This is a genomic window from Nitrospirillum karajorum (assembly GCF_036348415.1).
Taxonomy (GTDB): domain Bacteria; phylum Pseudomonadota; class Alphaproteobacteria; order Azospirillales; family Azospirillaceae; genus Nitrospirillum; species Nitrospirillum amazonense_B.
Genome location: NZ_JAZBQB010000002.1, coordinates 1,113,091 through 1,128,020 on the forward strand (window position 1 = coordinate 1,113,091; position 14,930 = coordinate 1,128,020).

Sequence of the window (14,930 nt, forward strand, 5' to 3'; positions counted from 1 at the left end):
CTTTCATTTGGCGCGCTGCGCCTTCTTGAAGACGCTGGGGGTGCCGACGTACAGCAGCACGGCCTCTTCCTCGGTGCGGTTTTCCACCGTGTGCTTCATGCGGGCATCGAAATGCATGCTGTCGCCGGCCTTCAAGGTGGTGCGGGTGTTGCCGGCGGTGGCGTACAGCTCCCCCGACAGGACGTAGCGGAAATGCTCGCCATTGCGGGTGTCCACCGGGAAGGCGTGGCCCGGCGGAATTCTCATCATGATGATGTCGAGCTTGCGATCATCAAGGTCCGAGGCCAGGTCGATGTACTGGACGGGGCTGTCCACCTCGATGATGTTGGGCTTGGCCGCACGGTGGACGATGGTGCCGGTGTTGGGCACCTGCATGAAAAAGGAGATGTCGACCTCCAGCGCCTCGGCCAGCGCTAGCAGGGACACCAGCGACGGGACGCTGAGGTTGCGCTCGGCCTGGCTGATGAACGGCGCCGACAGGCCGGAGCGGTCGGCCAGTTGCTGCAGCGTCAGGCCCATGTCCTTGCGACGCTTGCGGATTTGCTCCCCTATGGGCATCGACGGCTTTTTCGCCCGGGCACTTAAAATCTGCATCGGGATTCCTCGATCTTCCTCAACGGGCCGACGCCGGGAAGCCCCGGCCGCCCCACCCCCATCTGAAACGCTCAGGCCCCTGCCCTGGGCCGTTGGTTCGGCCCCGGTCCTGTTTTTTCTTCCGCCCGCCCTGACACCAAACAGGTGTGGGAGGTCAAAATATTTGACGCCAAGAATTTAGCGCCGACACCATATGATAATTTTCTTCCGTGTCCACCCCCGGAACATGGGACCAGCATTGCGTGGAAGTCAGTATCGGCGACATTTTATGTCGCTCACCCCCGGCCGTTTCAGGCCGGGGGTAAAACGCCATGATCAGGCCCTGGGGGCCAGCAAGTCATCCAGACGCGCCGGCGTGCCCTCCACCCGCTCCAGATGCGGGTAGCGCAGGCCGTCATGATAATCGATGCGCACAACGCGATACCGGTCGCCGTTCTTAACGATCAGCTCCACCGCCGGCCCCTGGCCCTTGGCCGCGGTGACCGCCGCCTTCATACGTTCCGCGTCATAGGCGGTGCCGTTGACCGCCACCACCTGCGTGCCGATGATCAGGCCGGCCTTGAAGGCGGGGCCGTTCCACTGCACCGACGTGAGCGTGCCGCCCTTGTCCAAGGCCAGGCCCAACGAATAGGTCAGGTTCAGGGAACCCGGCGCCTCATTGGCACGGCTGGCCTCGGACAGGGGCTGATCGGTGTAGACCAGCTTGTAGCCGCCACGGGCCAGGCCATCCAGCGGGGCGGACTGGTGGGTTTCCAGGCGCGTGCGCAGGAAGGTCGCCCAGTCATAGGGTTCCACCTGGTTCAGCGTCTTGACCACGTCGTCGAAGGTGTAGGTCACCGGCACGTAGCTGCCGTCGTTGATGCCGAAGAAGGCCTTGGCGAAATCATCCAGCGAGCGCTTGCCGCCCGACCGCTCGCGGATCAGGCTGTCGGCGTCCAGCCACACCATCTGGCCTTCGATGTAGTAATCCTCGGCGCGTTGCCAGCTGATCCACGGCGCCGGACGCCGCATGGCCACGATGGGGCCGTTGGTGGTGTCGGCCAGATCGCGCCAGGCGCGGCCGCCACGGGTGTCCAGCGTGGCGGCGACCCCGGCCAGATTGTCCAGCGCCTGCTGCTTGGTGGTCAGGCCGGCGCGGGCGGCCAGCACCCAGCCCCAGAACTGGGTCTGCCCCTCATACACCCACAGGCCGCTGTCGCGCATGGGCACGTTGAAGTTGGGCGTCCACAGATCCGCCGGGCGGCGGAACTTGCCGTTCCAGGAATGGGTGTATTCGTGGGACAGCAGTTCATGCCCCGCCGACTTGTTCCAGTCGGTGAAGTATGTCGGCGTGGTGCCGTTCTCGCTGGAGCGGTGATGCTCCAGCCCGATGTGGCTCAGCTTGTCGCTGAGGGCCAGCAACATCTCATAATGGTCATAGTGGCGGGCGCCGAACAGCTTGTCCGCCTGGACCACCAGGGCCCGATGGGCGGCGATCTGGTCCGGCGTCGCCTCCAGCAGCTCCGGCCGGTCGGCCACGATGTTCAGATGCATGGGCGAGCGCCCGCCCGGATCCAGATCCAGCCGGCGGTAGTAGCGGCCGGCGAACATGGGACTGTCCACCAGGGTTTCGAACGGCACGGGCTTGAAGGTGGTCACGCCATCCTTGCCCGCCGGCTTCGCCACGTCCAAGGCTGTGCCGAAGCCCCAGCCTTCCGGCAGTTTGATGCTGGCCTCGACGGGAATGCGGCGGGTGAAATAGCCGGCGGGATAGAGTGCCACCGCGTTCCACTGAACGTTGGACATGTCCGGCGTCATGACGATGCGGCCCTGGTTGTCCGCCGTTGGCGACACGAACTGGAATTCCATCTCCAGCGCCGTGGCGCCCTTGGGCACGTCGACATGGAAGCCATAGACCTCCACCGGGTCGCGTTGCCATTCCACGCGCTGCCCGTCGGCGGCCCCGCCCTTGGCATGGATGATCAGGCCGGCCAGCTTGTCGATGGCGCCGGTGGGGGAATGGTTGCCGGGCAGCCACTTGGGATACAGCAGGGTCAGCGGGCCCGGCCCAGCCACCGGCACCGTTTCCTTCACCCAGAAAATGCGCCGCTCGGTATCGGTGGCGTCGACCTGCAGACGGATGGTGCCGGGATAGGCCACGTCCTGTGGTTCGGGAATGGGGGCCGCGGCGGGATAGGGCTGCGGCTGGACCTCATCGGCCCGGACCGGCACGGCCGACAGCGGGCTCATCAGGGCGGTACCGGCCGCCAACACGGCGGCCAGGGACAGGACGGCAGACTTCACGGACTTAAAACCCCATCTTGTAGGCCCGCCCCGCGCAGGCATGTTGGCATGGAGCAAATGTTAGCTTAGTCCTTCAAATCATGTGTAAAAATCTTGTATTGTTTTCTTAATAATTTGAATGGCGGAATTTTTGATCCGCTTTTGGCCCGCCGGGAAGGGGGGATTCCCTTACCCCAGCAGCCCGTCCAGGGTGATCTCCGCATCGGCGTGGGCACGGCTGGCCAGGACGATGGGCCGCTCATCACGCAACCGGTCCTCGTAGGTCGACTCGATGACGTCATCCGACCAACCCCGGCGCCGGTATTCGGCATGGAAACGCCGGCGCCGCCCCGCCTCGTCCGTGACGATGTAAAGGCGGCGGGTGGCCAGGGCGCGCCACGCCGGCTGGGTCAGCGCCGGCACACCCTCGACGATCAGGATGTCGTCCGGCGCCAGCGTCACCGCCTCGCGCCCCGGATGGCTGGTCTGGGTCCAGACGTCATAGCGCGGCGGGGTCACGGGCGCCTCCCGCCGCGCCAGCGCCGTCAGCGCCTGGTGCGCGGCCTCCAGGTCATACCGGCCCAGGACGCCCATACCGCGCTGGTCGCGGGATTTCAGCCAGCTGTCCAGCCCGATAACCACGCTGGCGCGGCCCGACTGCCGCAGCCGCAGCGACAGGCACTGCGCCAGCAGGCTCTTGCCCGCCCGCGCCAGGCCGCCGATCAGCACCACGTCCCCCGCCTGGATATCCGTCGCCAGACGGTCGAGTTCGACCGACAGGCCCGGCCAAATATCCAGGATGAAGCGCACGGCGTCGGCCAGGTCATCGACGATGACGTGGGGCTGGGCCGGGCTTTTGCCATCACGCCCGCCATGGCCGTCGCGCACCAGGATGCCGCCCATGCCGCAGGCCCGCGCCAAGCCCATGTCACTGGAACTGTCGCCCACCATCCAGGAGCGCGCGACGTCGATGTTCAGGTCCGCCGCCGCGGCGTGGACCATGCCCGGCTTGGGCTTGCGGCACCCGCAGCGGATCAACAGGGATGGCACCCCGCCGGGCAGCGTGGGATCGGGATGATGCGGGCAGAAGTAAATCCGGTCGACATGGGCATGCTGGGCGGCCAACTCAGTTTCCAGCCGGGCGTGGATGGCATCCAGCGTTTCCAGGCTGCACAGCCCCCGGGCCACCGCCGCCTGGTTGGTGACCACCGGCGTGCGGAAGCCGGCCCGGTTCAGCCGTGCCAGCGCGGGCCCGGCCGTGGGGATCAGTTCCAGCGCCTCCACTGTCCGGATGTGGCTCCGCTCCACGTTCAGCACGCCGTCGCGGTCCAGGAACACGGCCGGCTGGGGTGAGCGCAGCGACAGGCGGTCGGGAAGGCCGACGGCCACATCCGCGCGGACGCGCTCCAGGTCATCGGCTGACACGATCCGGCGGACATATTCGGGGCTGCGATAACCCCGCACCGGGCGACCGGCTGAAAGCAGCCGCTCCACCGGGGCGCGGATGGACAGGTCGCCGTCCAGCACCCGGCGCTCGATCACGGCGGGGCCGGTCCAGGCCAGATTATGGAAGTCACCGACCGGGGGCGGGACACGGAAACCCAGGACCCGGCCATCCTCCGCCATCACCAGGTCGTCTTGGTGGGGATGGTCGCTGGGCTGGACCAACAGGGTGACGGCGGCGCCATGCCGATGGTGGTGATCCAGGAACCGATCCAGGTCCACCTCCATCACGGCGTCCCCGGGCAGGACCACGACCGTTTCGGCCAGCAGGGCCACCACCTGGTCGGGCGCGACGGCGCGCACCGCCAGGCCCAAGCGTTCCCCATCGCCGCACTGGCCGGCGATGGCGGCGGAGGTGGTGACCACCACCACGTCCCGCAGGGTGGACCGAGCGATCATCGCCAACTGGCGGCCCAAAAGGGGCGTGCCGTCCACATTCGCCAAGGCAGGCAACTCCGCGTCACCCACAAGAATGACCACCTGGGCCAAATCCACCCCCGCCCGTCGCGTTGCTACCGCCAGCGTCCCGGCGGGGAATCACCATAGGGGGGTGGCCAGCGCCCGCGCAACAGGGGCGCGGCGGAACCGGATGCGCCGCTCGGCGCTTGTGGTCGGGTCATGGGCGGCCCGGCCGGGCCGCCACCCCCACCCTGTCCCATCCTGAGGAGTTGCCACCATGAGGACCCTGACCGGCAAGGCGGCCGCCGCCTCCGCCCTGTGCCTGATGCTGTTCGCGCCCGCCCTCGCCACCCCGGCGGCGGCGCAGGATTCCGTGGGCGATAAGGCCAAGTCCATGGGTGAGAAGACCGGCGCCAATTCCGTGCTGGGCGTCACCCCGCGCACCGAGGATTTCGTGAAGGAGGTCGCCATCAGCGACATGTTCGAAATCCAGTCCAGCGAACTGGCGCAGCAGAAGGGCGACGAGGCCACCAAGTCCTTCGCCAACCAGATGATCCAGGCGCATCAGAAGACATCCACCGAACTGAAGGCCATCGTCACCGGCGGAACGGTGCAGGCGACCGTCCCTACCGCCCTGGACAACAGCCACCAGAAGAAGCTGGACAAGCTGAAGGGCCTGAGCGGCGCCGACTTCGTAAAGCAATACCGCGAGGACCAGGTGAGCGCCCACAAGGACGCGGACTCGGCCTTCCAGCGCTATGCCAAGGGCGGCGACAACCCGGCCCTGAAGGACTGGGCCGCGAAGACGGAACCCACCATCGCCCAACACCTGCAGATGGCCAGGACGCTGGACAAGACGAAGTAAAGGCAGCCCGCAGCGGCGCGGGAAAGGGCGGCCCGTCGCGGCCGCCCTTTTTCCTAGGAGTCTTCTCTTTTTCCCAACCCCATCCCAGTGTGCGAGAATACTGCCAAGATAGCGAGAAATATACACATTAGAGCAATTAATGCCTTTTCTACCCCGAAAGAATCGGCGATGACTGCCGAAGAAGACACAGCAAATCCCGAATAATAAAATGTGAAATCGGAGCGCAACTCCGGTGGAATGGCCAATATTTTATATGGTTTATCCATGCTAACGAATATAGATCTTATAATGAAAAATCTGATAATTGTATATGCTATATAAGCACAAAACACCGCGCGTGATAATATGTAACCATCACGAAAAACTCCCGACGACCTATATATAATCGCCGCACTGGACAGGAACGCCAGAATGAGGTTTACAAAACAAATTATTTTTTGGTGGGCGCGGTATCTTTCTGCTTCTATACAAATAGCCACCCGAAACAATTTAGAAATTATAAAAAATAGAACATTTGAAATATAGCGCTTGTTGTCCAAAATGATCTCAAACATTTACAGCGCTCCAGGACAACTTTGATGCCCTCAGAAATATTAGAGAAGCCACCATAAATACACCACGCCGCTCTAAATGACATCAATCGCTTCTTCGAGTGGATCTATAGCTCCCAGGACGGCACCGAAGTCTTCCGATCGAGAATGATAGGTGAATAGCCTTCGGGCACCGTCAGGCGGCTGGATGCGCCAACCCGGCCACCAGCAGGCTGGCGGTGGCGGGGTTGCAGGCGAAGGGCAGGTCGGCCAGGGTGGCCAGCCGGATCAGGGCCTTCACGTCCACATCGTGCGGCAGGGTACCCAGGGGATCGACGAAAAAGATCATGATGTCCAGCTTGCCCTCGACGATCATGGCGCCGATCTGCTGGTCGCCACCCAGCGGGCCGCTGCGCAGGCGGGTCATGTCGAGGCCGTCGATCGCCTCCGCCACGCGGGTGCCGGTGGAGGAGGTCGCGTAGATCTTGGCCACCCGCAGGAAGTCGGCATGGGCCAGGGCCCAGTCCACCATGGCCTGCTTCTTGCCGTCATGGGCGATCAGGCCGATGGCGCGGCGTCCGTCCTCACGCATGGATCCAGTCTCCGGGAAAATGATGGGCGGCTGTGAGAGGCGGCGGGGTCAGGAGGCGACAGCCTGGCCCTCGGCCTCCTCCCCGCGTGCGAGCAGGTCCAGCGCCTCTTGCATCAGGTAGCGCATGGCCGCCTCGGCCCGGGGGGGATCACCCGCCAGGATGGCCTCGGCCACGGCGTTGTGGTCGGCCACGCTGGCCAGTCGCACGCCCTTGTACTGGTTGGTGCGCCGGATGCTGAAACGCAGGGCCGTGTCGATCAGTTCCCGCAACTGCAGGTAAAAGCGGTTGCCGCTGGCCTTCAGGATGGCGACGTGGAAATTGATGTCGGTGATCAGGGGATCATCCTCCCCCGTTCCGCCGCGTACATGCGCTCGATGGCGACCTTGATGGCCGCCTTCTCCGCCGGTGTGGCGCGGGCGGCGGCCAACTGGGCCGCAAGCGGTTCCACGGCCAGGCGGATTTCCGTGAATTCGGCCAGCAGCGGCAGGGAGAACTTGCGTTCCAGGATCCAGCGCAACACGTCGGGATCCAGCAGGCTCCAGCTTTCCTCAGGCTCGACCCAGGTGCCCTGGCGCGGGCGGGCGCGCAACAGCCCCTTGGCCGTCAGCATCTTCACCGCCTCCCGCAGCACGCTGCGGCTGGCGCCGTAATGCTTGCAGAGGTCAGCCTCGATGGGGAAAGGCTTGTCGGAACTGTAGGTCCCGGTAACGATCGCGGCCCCCAGGTCCTGGACGATGGCGAATGTCAGGTTTTGGCCGCGAAACTTGGCAATCATCCCTTCCCCCACATGATTTCACACAACAGCTTATATCCCCGCCGACGCCAATTTGAACCCACTATCCACCAGACCGCGCACCCCGATGTTAGCGATATCATACACAAACAGGGTGCCGGCATCGGGATCGGCCGCGATCTCAGCCTCTGTCATGCCTTCCCGCGCCGTGGTGACGAACAGCAGGGTAAGGTCCGGCCCACCGAACGCGACGCAGCTGACGCGCGCCGTGGGCACGGGAATGACGCCGGAAACGCGGCCGTCGGGGGCATAGCGCACCACCTGCGACGCCCCCCACTGCGCGCTCCACACATGGCCCTGGGCGTCGACATTGGCGCCGTCGGGGTAGGCCCCCTCTTCCGTCATCACGAAAACGCTTTCATTCGACGGCGTGCCCGTGGCCGGGTCGTAATCGAAGACGCGAATGCGGCGGGTGGGACCGTCGGTATAGTACATGCGCGTGCCGTCCGGGCTCCAGCACAGGCTGTTGGAGATGAGGGCGCCGTGCACCAGGGGCGTGGCCCGGTTCCGCCCATCCAGGCGATAGAGCGCGCCGGCCAGCGTGCCCGCCGCCCGCGCGTGCTCATCCTCCACCATCGTGCCGGCCCAGAAGCGGCCCTGGCGGTCCACCCGGCCGTCGTTGAAGCGGACGCCGGCGGGCAGGTCCTGCCGCGCCAGCCACTCCAGAGCGCCGGTGCGCGGAGTGAACAGGGCGAAACCGCTTTCGAACGCCACCACCAGGCGATCGGAATCGCCCTCGATCAAGCCGAAGGAGCAGACGCGTTCCGACGCCGTGAAGGTTTCCACCGCGCGGCTGGCCCAGTCCAGCCGGTGCAGGCGCCGCTCATGGATGTCCGTCCACCACAGCGACTGGTCACGTTCATCCCAGGTGACCCCTTCGCCCAGGGTGTTGCCCAGGGCGAAGCGGGCGATCAGCGGGGCATCAAGCAGGGGACCAGCGGTCGTCATGTTACCACCAGGTGATGTAGAGGGCGGAGACGATCACCAGAACAACCAGGGCCGCGAGGTTGAAGCTTGTGCTGGTGGAATAGTCGATGCCCTTCAGCTTGACATTGATCTGGCTTACCTGCAGGGCGGGGGCGGCAAGCGAGACCACCACCGCCGCGGCCAGGCAGGCCAGGAAGGTGACGCCGACACGGTCGATGAACGGCAGCTCGGGCAGCCAGACCTTCAGGGCGAGCGACAGCACGGCTGAGCCGATGGCCGCCGTCAGGGCGCCGGCGGCATTGGCGCGCGGCCAGAACATACCCAACAGGAAGATGACGCAGATGCCCGGCGTGAAGAATCCAGTGAATTCCTGGATGTACTGGAAAGCCTGGTCGAAGTTGCCCAGCAGGGGCTTGGCCACCACGATGCCGATGATCACGGCCACCACGCTGACGATGCGGCCCACGGCCACCAGGTGATGCTGGCTGGCGTCCTTCTTCACATGGGCGTAGAGGTCCAGGGTAAAGATGGTGGCCACGCTGTTGATCTTGGACGCCAGCGACGCGACGATGGCCGCGACCAGGGCCGCGAACACCAGGCCCTTCAGGCCCGCCGGCAGCATCTTCATCACCTCCGGATAGGCCTGGTCCGGCGTCGCCAAGTTGGGCACCAGCAACAGGGCGGCCAAGCCCGGCAGCACGATGATGACCGGCATCAGCAGCTTCAGGAAGGCGGCGAACACGACGCCCTTCTGCGCCTCACGCACCGACTTGGCGGCCAGCGCGCGCTGGATGATGTACTGGTTGAAGCCCCAGTAGGACACGTTCATGACCCACAAGCCGCCCACCAGGACGGAGATGCCGGGCAGGTCCTTATAGTTCGGGTTGTCGCGCGTCAGGATCAGCTGGAACTTCTCCGGCACCGCCAGCGTCAGCTGATGGAAGCCCGCCAGCACGCCCTGGCCGCCGGAGATCTGGTTCAGCGCCAGATAGCCGATGATCAGGCCGCCCAGCACCAGCAGGGTGACCTGCACGATATCGGTCAGCGCCACGGCCTTCAGCCCACCGAACAGGGAATAGGCGCAGGAGAACACGCCCAGCACCACCAGCGCCGTCATCTGGTCCACGCCCGCCACCGCGTTCACGGCGATGGAACCCAGCCACAGGATGGAGGCCAGGTTGACGAAGACGTAGACGCCCAGCCAGAACACCGCCAGCGTCAACCGCACGCTGGAGCCGTACCGCTGCTCCAGGAACTGGGGCATGGTGTAGATCTGGTTTTCCAGAAAGATGGGCAGAAAGAACTTGCCCACCAGGATCAGGGTCAGCGCCGCCATCCATTCATAACAAGCGATGGCCAGACCGACCTTGTAGCCGGAACCGGCCATGCCGATGATCTGTTCGGCGGAGATGTTGGCGGCGATGAGCGAGGCGCCGATGGCCCACCAGGGCAGCGAGCGGCCGGCCAGGAAATAGTCCTTGGCGTTCTTCTCATGCCCGGCCTTTTCCCGCGACACCCACTGGGCCAGGAAAAAGATGAACACGGCGTAGACGCCCAGCACCGCGATATCAATCGTCGCCAAACCCATCGGCGTACCCCCCTGTTTATATTGGACGCAGTCAGCCGCCACCGGGAAACGCCTTGGTGGCAAGTCCCTGGTGGCGGGTCCTTGTAACAGACTTTACGAAAGCTTCAGCGCGGCGCGGACCGCCGCCACTAGGCCGGCGGCGCGCTCCGCCATCTGACCCAAATCCACGCCGGGCTTGTACAGGTCGCCGCCGGACCCGAAGCCGGTGACGCCGGCATCCACCCAGGGCTGCAGGTTGGCGGCCGTGACGCCGCCCACGGCGTAGACGGCGACATCGGCCGGCAGCACGGCCTTCAGCGCCTTCACATGGCCGGGCGCGTGGCTGCTGGCCGGGAACAGCTTCAGGTGGCGGGCGCCGGCGCCGATGGCGGCGAAGGCCTCGGTCCCGGTCGAGAAGCCGGGCATGGACACCATGTCCAGCGACACGGTGCGGGCGATGACCGAGACGTCGACGTTGGGCGAGACAATCAGCTGGCCGCCCACGGCGCGCACCGCGTCCACCTTGTCCGGCGACAGCACGGTGCCCGCCCCCACCAGGCAATCGTCACCGAAGGTCTGCACCAGCAGTTCGATGCTGCGCAGCGGCTCCGGCGAGTTCAGCGGCACCTCGATGGCGCGGATGCCCGCGTCGTGCAGCGTGCGGGCCACGGCCACCACCTCATCGGGCGTCACCCCGCGCAGGATGGCCACCACGGGCATATGCTTCAACCAGGCTTCGGTCATGACGCGTTCCTTCACAGACGGGCCTTCACAGACGGCCCTTCACAGGCGGCGGAAATAGGCCAGCAGGCCGGCGGTGGATTGCTCGGCGCCGTTCAGCGCCAGGGCGGCCACGCCGTGGCTGGCCAATGCCAAGGTATATAGGGTGTTCAGCGCCGGGGCGCCGACCAGGACGACCCGCGCGGGCGCCGGCCTGCCCAGCGCCCGGTGCCGGGCCAGAATGGCGGCGACATCGCCGCCGATGACCAGGCCGGAGAGGAAGCCCAAGGCGTCCTTAGGGCTCAGCACGCCCGCCATCTGCCGGGCGCGGGTTTCGAACAGCAGGTGCAGGACGTCGGCGCCCGCCTCCGCCACCCGGGCCAGGCCCTGGCGGAAACCGGCATCGGGCGTGCCATCCCAGTCGGCCGCCCCGCGCGCCAGGGTGCTGTGCTTGGACAACAGGGCATAGATCTCACCCGACATGGCGGTGGTGAAGCCGGTGATGCGGCCGTCCGCCAGATCGACCCACTTGGAATGGGTGCCGGGCAGGCACAGCAGATGGTTCCCCGTGGCGAGATCCGGATGGGTGATGAGGGCGCCCAGCACCTGGGTCTCCTCCCCCCGCATGACGTCGGGGGCTCCCTGCAAGTTGGTGCCCTTCACGCCCGGCGCGATGTAGACCGGCCGGCCCCCGTCACTTCCGAAGGGCAGATCGATGGCATGCAGATGCCCGGCGATCTCCGCCGCCCCCGCCGGGGTGGCGGCGTAGGGCACCTCCACCCAGCCGAGGGTGGAGCCCACCATGCCGCAGAGCAGCAGGGGCAGGCGGCCATGGGCGGCATCCCAGTCGGCCAGCAGGCCCCGCACCGTGTCGGGGAAGCCACCCGCCGGCACGGCGGCGGCCCCGGGACCGGTGCGGGTGTCCAGCACGGCACCGTCCGCATCAACCAGCGACAGGCGCAGGTTGCTGGTGCCCCAATCGCCGGCGATGAAGACAGGCTGGCTCATCAGTGCGATTCCCGCGTCACGCGGTCGCCGCTGGCGCCCACCAGGAAGTCCAGGTCGCAGCCCTTGTCGGCCTGCATCACATGCTCGACATGCAGGCGGTAATAGCCGCGCGCCGGGATCGGCGCGGCGGGCTGAGCCGCCAGATCGGCCCGGCGGCGGGCCAGCTCGGCCTCATCCACCAGCAGGGACAGGCTGCGGCCGGGGCCGTTCAGTTCGATCTCATCGCCGGTGCGCACCAGGGCCAGCGGCCCGCCGGCGGTGGATTCGGGGGCCACGTGCAGCACCACGGTGCCGAAGGCCGTGCCGCTCATGCGGGCGTCGGAGATGCGCACCATGTCCTTGACCCCCTTGGCCAGCAGCTTGGGCGGCAGGGGCATGTTGCCCACTTCCGGCATGCCGGGATACCCCTTCGGACCACAGCCGCGCAACACCAGCATGGAGGTTTCGTCCACCTCCAGCGCCGGATCGTCGATGCGGGCCTTGAAATCCTCGATGGTGTCGAACACCACGGCGCGGCCGCGATGGGTCAACAACTCGGGCGAGGCGGCGTTGGGCTTCATCACCGCGCCATCGGGCGCCAGGTTGCCGCGCAGCACCCAGATGCCCGAGACCGGCTTCACCGGGTTGGTCCTGGGGCGGATGACCTCGTCGTTGTAGACCTCGCCCTCGGCCACGATGTCGCCGATGGTCATGCCGCCGACGGTGACGGCGTCCAGGTTCAGCTTGTCCTTGATCTTGGTCATCAGGCCCGGCAGCGCGCCGGCGTAGTGGAAATCCTCCATCAGGTACTGGCCCGAGGGCTGCAGGTCCACCAGCAGGGGGATGTCGGCGCTCAAGGCGTCGAAGTCCTCCAGCGATAAGTCCACGCCCAGCCGGCCGGCCAGGGCCAGCAGGTGGATCACGGCGTTGGTGGACCCGCCGATGGCGGCGTGCACGCGGATGGCGTTCTCGAACGCGGCGCGGGTCAGGATGTGCGACGGCTTCACGTCGTCCTTGACCATGGCGACGATGCGGCGGCCCGTCTCATGCGCCATGGCGCGGCGGCGGGCGTCCATGGCCGGCAGCGTGCCGTTGAAGGGCAGCGACAGGCCCATGGCCTCGATCAGGCAGGCCATTGTGGAGGCGGTGCCCATGGTCATGCAGGTGCCTGGCGAGCGGGACATGCCGGCCTCGGCCCCCATGAAGTCCTTCAGCGTCATCTCGCCAGCGCGCACCGCCTCGCTGAACTTCCACACGTCGGTACCAGAGCCGATGTCCTTGCCCCGATACTTGCCGTTCAGCATGGGACCGGAGGAGATCACCATGGTGGGCAGGTCGACGCTGGCCGCCCCCATGATCTGGCCAGGGGTGGTTTTGTCACAACCGCCCAGCAGCACCACGCCATCGATGGGGTTGCCACGGATCAATTCCTCGACCTCCATGGCCAGCAGGTTGCGGAACAGCATGGCGGTGGGGCGCATCTGCGTCTCGCCCAGCGACATGGCGGGGAATTCCACCGGCAGGCCGCCGGCCTCCCACACGCCGCGCTTCACATGCTCCGCCACCTCGCGCAGGTGGGAATTGCAGGGTGTCAGTTCCGACCAGGTGTTGCAGATGCCGATGACGGGGCGGCCGTCGAACACGTCGCCGGGCAGGCCCTGGTTTTTCATCCAGCTGCGGTGGATGAACCCGTCCCGGTCCAGTTTCCCATAGCTGTGCGCGCTGCGTAACTTCCGCTTGCCGTCGTCGGTCATCGTCTACCGTCCACCTTGGGGCCGCCGGCCCGCGTCGCTTGCCAGGGTGGGATGATGGCCGGAACGCCCATGGGCCTGGGCCAGCGCCCCAAAGGCCTGGCGCAGGCCTGGATGGCCAGTGACCGGTCGCCCGCGGCGTTCCGATGGGGGCTGGAACAGAACCGCCCGCACCCGCCGTTTCCCTACCCCAATGCCGTTATGGTAGGAGGTCTGGCGGCCGGCCTTCGGCATCATGGCCGCCCGGACGGGCGACGGCATGGACCGATGACCCGGCGTTCATCCTCCGGTTCTTAATATGATTTATCGGACAAAAACGCCGCCTGTAAAGGGGATTTGGTGGTCTGGCCGATCGGGGGCGATTGCGGCACCGGCGGCCGCGTCCTAACTATCCTTGATCATCCGGGCCTGACGGCCCTTTCTGGAAAAAGGGGGCCGCCATGCCCGACAGCAACCCGCCCGCCACCGGCCCCATCGAGATGCCGGCGGAACCGCCGCCCACCACCCCGGAAGGCATCACCCAGCACCTGTACCCGGTCTATGGCGACCTGGCGGGCAAAGCCGTGCTGATCAGCGGCGGCGGGTCGGGAATCGGCGCCTATCTCACCCATGCCTTCGCCGCCCAGGGCTGCCGCGTCGCCTTTATCGCGCTGCGCGAGGCATCGGCGATGGCCCTGGTGCAGGCGGTGGAGGCCGCGACCGGCCAACGCCCCCTGTTCCTGCGCTGCGACCTGCGCGACGTGGAAGCCCTGCAGGCCAAGGTGCGCGAGGCGGAGGCGCAGATGGGCGCCTTCGACGTGCTGGTCAACAACGCTGCCCGCGACGACCGCCACGCCACCGCCGATGTCACGGTGGCGGAGTGGGACGACAATCTGGCCATCAACCTGCGCCCGCAGTTCTTCCTGGCCCAGGCCCTGGCGCCGGGCATGAAGGCCGCCGGCGGCGGCGCCATCGTCAACCTGGGGTCCACCGCCCATAACCTGGGCTTGGCCGGTTATCCGGCCTATGTCGCGGCCAAGGCCGGCGTCACCGGCCTGACCCGGGCCCTGGCCCGCGAATTCGGCCCCGACGGCATCCGCGTCAACACCGTGGTGCCCGGCTGGGTCATGACGGAGCGGCAGCAGCGCCTGTGGGTAACGCCCGAAGCCCTGGCCGAAACCCTGGCCGCCCAATGCCTGAAGCGCCCCCTGACCGGCGAGGACATCGCCAGCGCCGTGCTGTTCCTGGCGTCCCGCGCCTCCTCCATGATGACGGGGCAGTCGCTGGTGGTGGATGGGGGGCGCACCATGGGCTGAACACGTCACACCGGTGTGCTTCTGAACCCTGCCGCAAAGTAAATGGTCCACCCGTTCCTGAATGGTCTTTTGCGCCATCGATCCAGGGTAATGGGAAAATTGAGCGGGACGCGATCACGCGTGATCGCATCCCGCTCTAATAAT

Annotated in this window: 13 protein-coding genes; 2 read left to right on the top strand and 11 right to left on the bottom strand. The window is 66.4% G+C overall.

The features are described from left to right. Positions 1 to 3: 3 nt before the first annotated feature. The 3 genes from UCD39_RS12475 to UCD39_RS12485 all read right to left on the bottom strand — a co-directional run bounded on the left by UCD39_RS12475 (position 4) and on the right by UCD39_RS12485 (position 4,839). Positions 4 to 594 carry a helix-turn-helix domain-containing protein gene (locus UCD39_RS12475; RefSeq protein ID WP_330496323.1) on the bottom strand — a complete coding sequence of 197 codons (591 nt, stop codon included), beginning with the start codon at positions 592 to 594 and terminating at the stop codon, positions 4 to 6. Positions 595 to 909: 315 nt separating this feature from the next. Beyond that, positions 910 to 2,877 (bottom strand): M61 family metallopeptidase, encoded by a 1,968-nt coding sequence (locus tag UCD39_RS12480; protein WP_330496324.1) that lies wholly within the window; start codon positions 2,875 to 2,877, stop codon positions 910 to 912. A gap of 168 nt (positions 2,878 to 3,045) precedes the next feature. Further along, the gene (locus UCD39_RS12485) at positions 3,046 to 4,839 is read right to left on the bottom strand and encodes an HAD-IIIA family hydrolase (protein WP_330496325.1); all 1,794 of its coding nucleotides are present in this window, start codon (positions 4,837 to 4,839) and stop codon (positions 3,046 to 3,048) included. Positions 4,840 to 5,035: 196 nt separating this feature from the next. Here UCD39_RS12485 and UCD39_RS12490 point away from each other — a divergent pair, with 196 nt between their 5' ends. After that, on the top strand, positions 5,036 to 5,623 hold the full coding sequence (locus tag UCD39_RS12490; RefSeq protein ID WP_330496326.1) for a DUF4142 domain-containing protein: 588 nt from the start codon (positions 5,036 to 5,038) through the stop codon (positions 5,621 to 5,623). A 726-nt stretch (positions 5,624 to 6,349) separates the two neighbouring features. On the opposite strand, the gene UCD39_RS12495 is transcribed toward UCD39_RS12490, so the two are convergent. The 8 genes from UCD39_RS12495 to UCD39_RS12530 all read right to left on the bottom strand — a co-directional run bounded on the left by UCD39_RS12495 (position 6,350) and on the right by UCD39_RS12530 (position 13,494). Continuing rightward, complete coding sequence (locus UCD39_RS12495) at positions 6,350 to 6,745, bottom strand: methylglyoxal synthase (RefSeq protein WP_330496327.1); 396 nt, start codon at positions 6,743 to 6,745, stop codon at positions 6,350 to 6,352. Positions 6,746 to 6,793: 48 nt separating this feature from the next. Continuing rightward, positions 6,794 to 7,081 carry a FadR/GntR family transcriptional regulator gene (locus UCD39_RS12500; RefSeq protein ID WP_322486246.1) on the bottom strand — a complete coding sequence of 96 codons (288 nt, stop codon included), beginning with the start codon at positions 7,079 to 7,081 and terminating at the stop codon, positions 6,794 to 6,796. Beyond that, a complete protein-coding gene (locus tag UCD39_RS12505; protein ID WP_330496328.1) occupies positions 7,078 to 7,521 on the bottom strand; it encodes a FadR/GntR family transcriptional regulator in 444 nt (147 codons plus the stop codon). The genes UCD39_RS12500 and UCD39_RS12505 overlap by 4 nt, the downstream gene beginning before the upstream one ends. A gap of 30 nt (positions 7,522 to 7,551) precedes the next feature. Beyond that, positions 7,552 to 8,487, bottom strand: a complete 936-nt coding sequence (locus UCD39_RS12510; RefSeq protein ID WP_330496329.1) for an SMP-30/gluconolactonase/LRE family protein — start codon at positions 8,485 to 8,487, stop codon at positions 7,552 to 7,554. A 1-nt stretch (position 8,488) separates the two neighbouring features. Then, positions 8,489 to 10,054, bottom strand: coding sequence for a sodium/sugar symporter (locus UCD39_RS12515; protein WP_145731818.1), 1,566 nt, complete (start codon positions 10,052 to 10,054; stop codon positions 8,489 to 8,491). A 93-nt stretch (positions 10,055 to 10,147) separates the two neighbouring features. Next, complete coding sequence (locus UCD39_RS12520; protein WP_330496330.1) at positions 10,148 to 10,777, bottom strand: 2-dehydro-3-deoxy-6-phosphogalactonate aldolase; 630 nt, start codon at positions 10,775 to 10,777, stop codon at positions 10,148 to 10,150. A gap of 39 nt (positions 10,778 to 10,816) precedes the next feature. Beyond that, positions 10,817 to 11,761 (bottom strand): 2-dehydro-3-deoxygalactonokinase, encoded by a 945-nt coding sequence (locus UCD39_RS12525; RefSeq protein ID WP_330496331.1) that lies wholly within the window; start codon positions 11,759 to 11,761, stop codon positions 10,817 to 10,819. Then, positions 11,761 to 13,494 carry an IlvD/Edd family dehydratase gene (locus tag UCD39_RS12530; protein WP_330496332.1) on the bottom strand — a complete coding sequence of 578 codons (1,734 nt, stop codon included), beginning with the start codon at positions 13,492 to 13,494 and terminating at the stop codon, positions 11,761 to 11,763. Before UCD39_RS12530 ends, UCD39_RS12525 begins: the two co-directional genes overlap by 1 nt. Before the next feature lie 437 nt (positions 13,495 to 13,931). On the opposite strand from UCD39_RS12530, the gene UCD39_RS12535 reads away from it, so the two are divergent. Continuing rightward, positions 13,932 to 14,786: an SDR family NAD(P)-dependent oxidoreductase gene (locus UCD39_RS12535; protein ID WP_330496333.1), complete on the top strand. Its 855-nt coding sequence runs from the start codon at positions 13,932 to 13,934 to the stop codon at positions 14,784 to 14,786. The last annotated feature ends 144 nt before the right edge of the window (positions 14,787 to 14,930 follow it).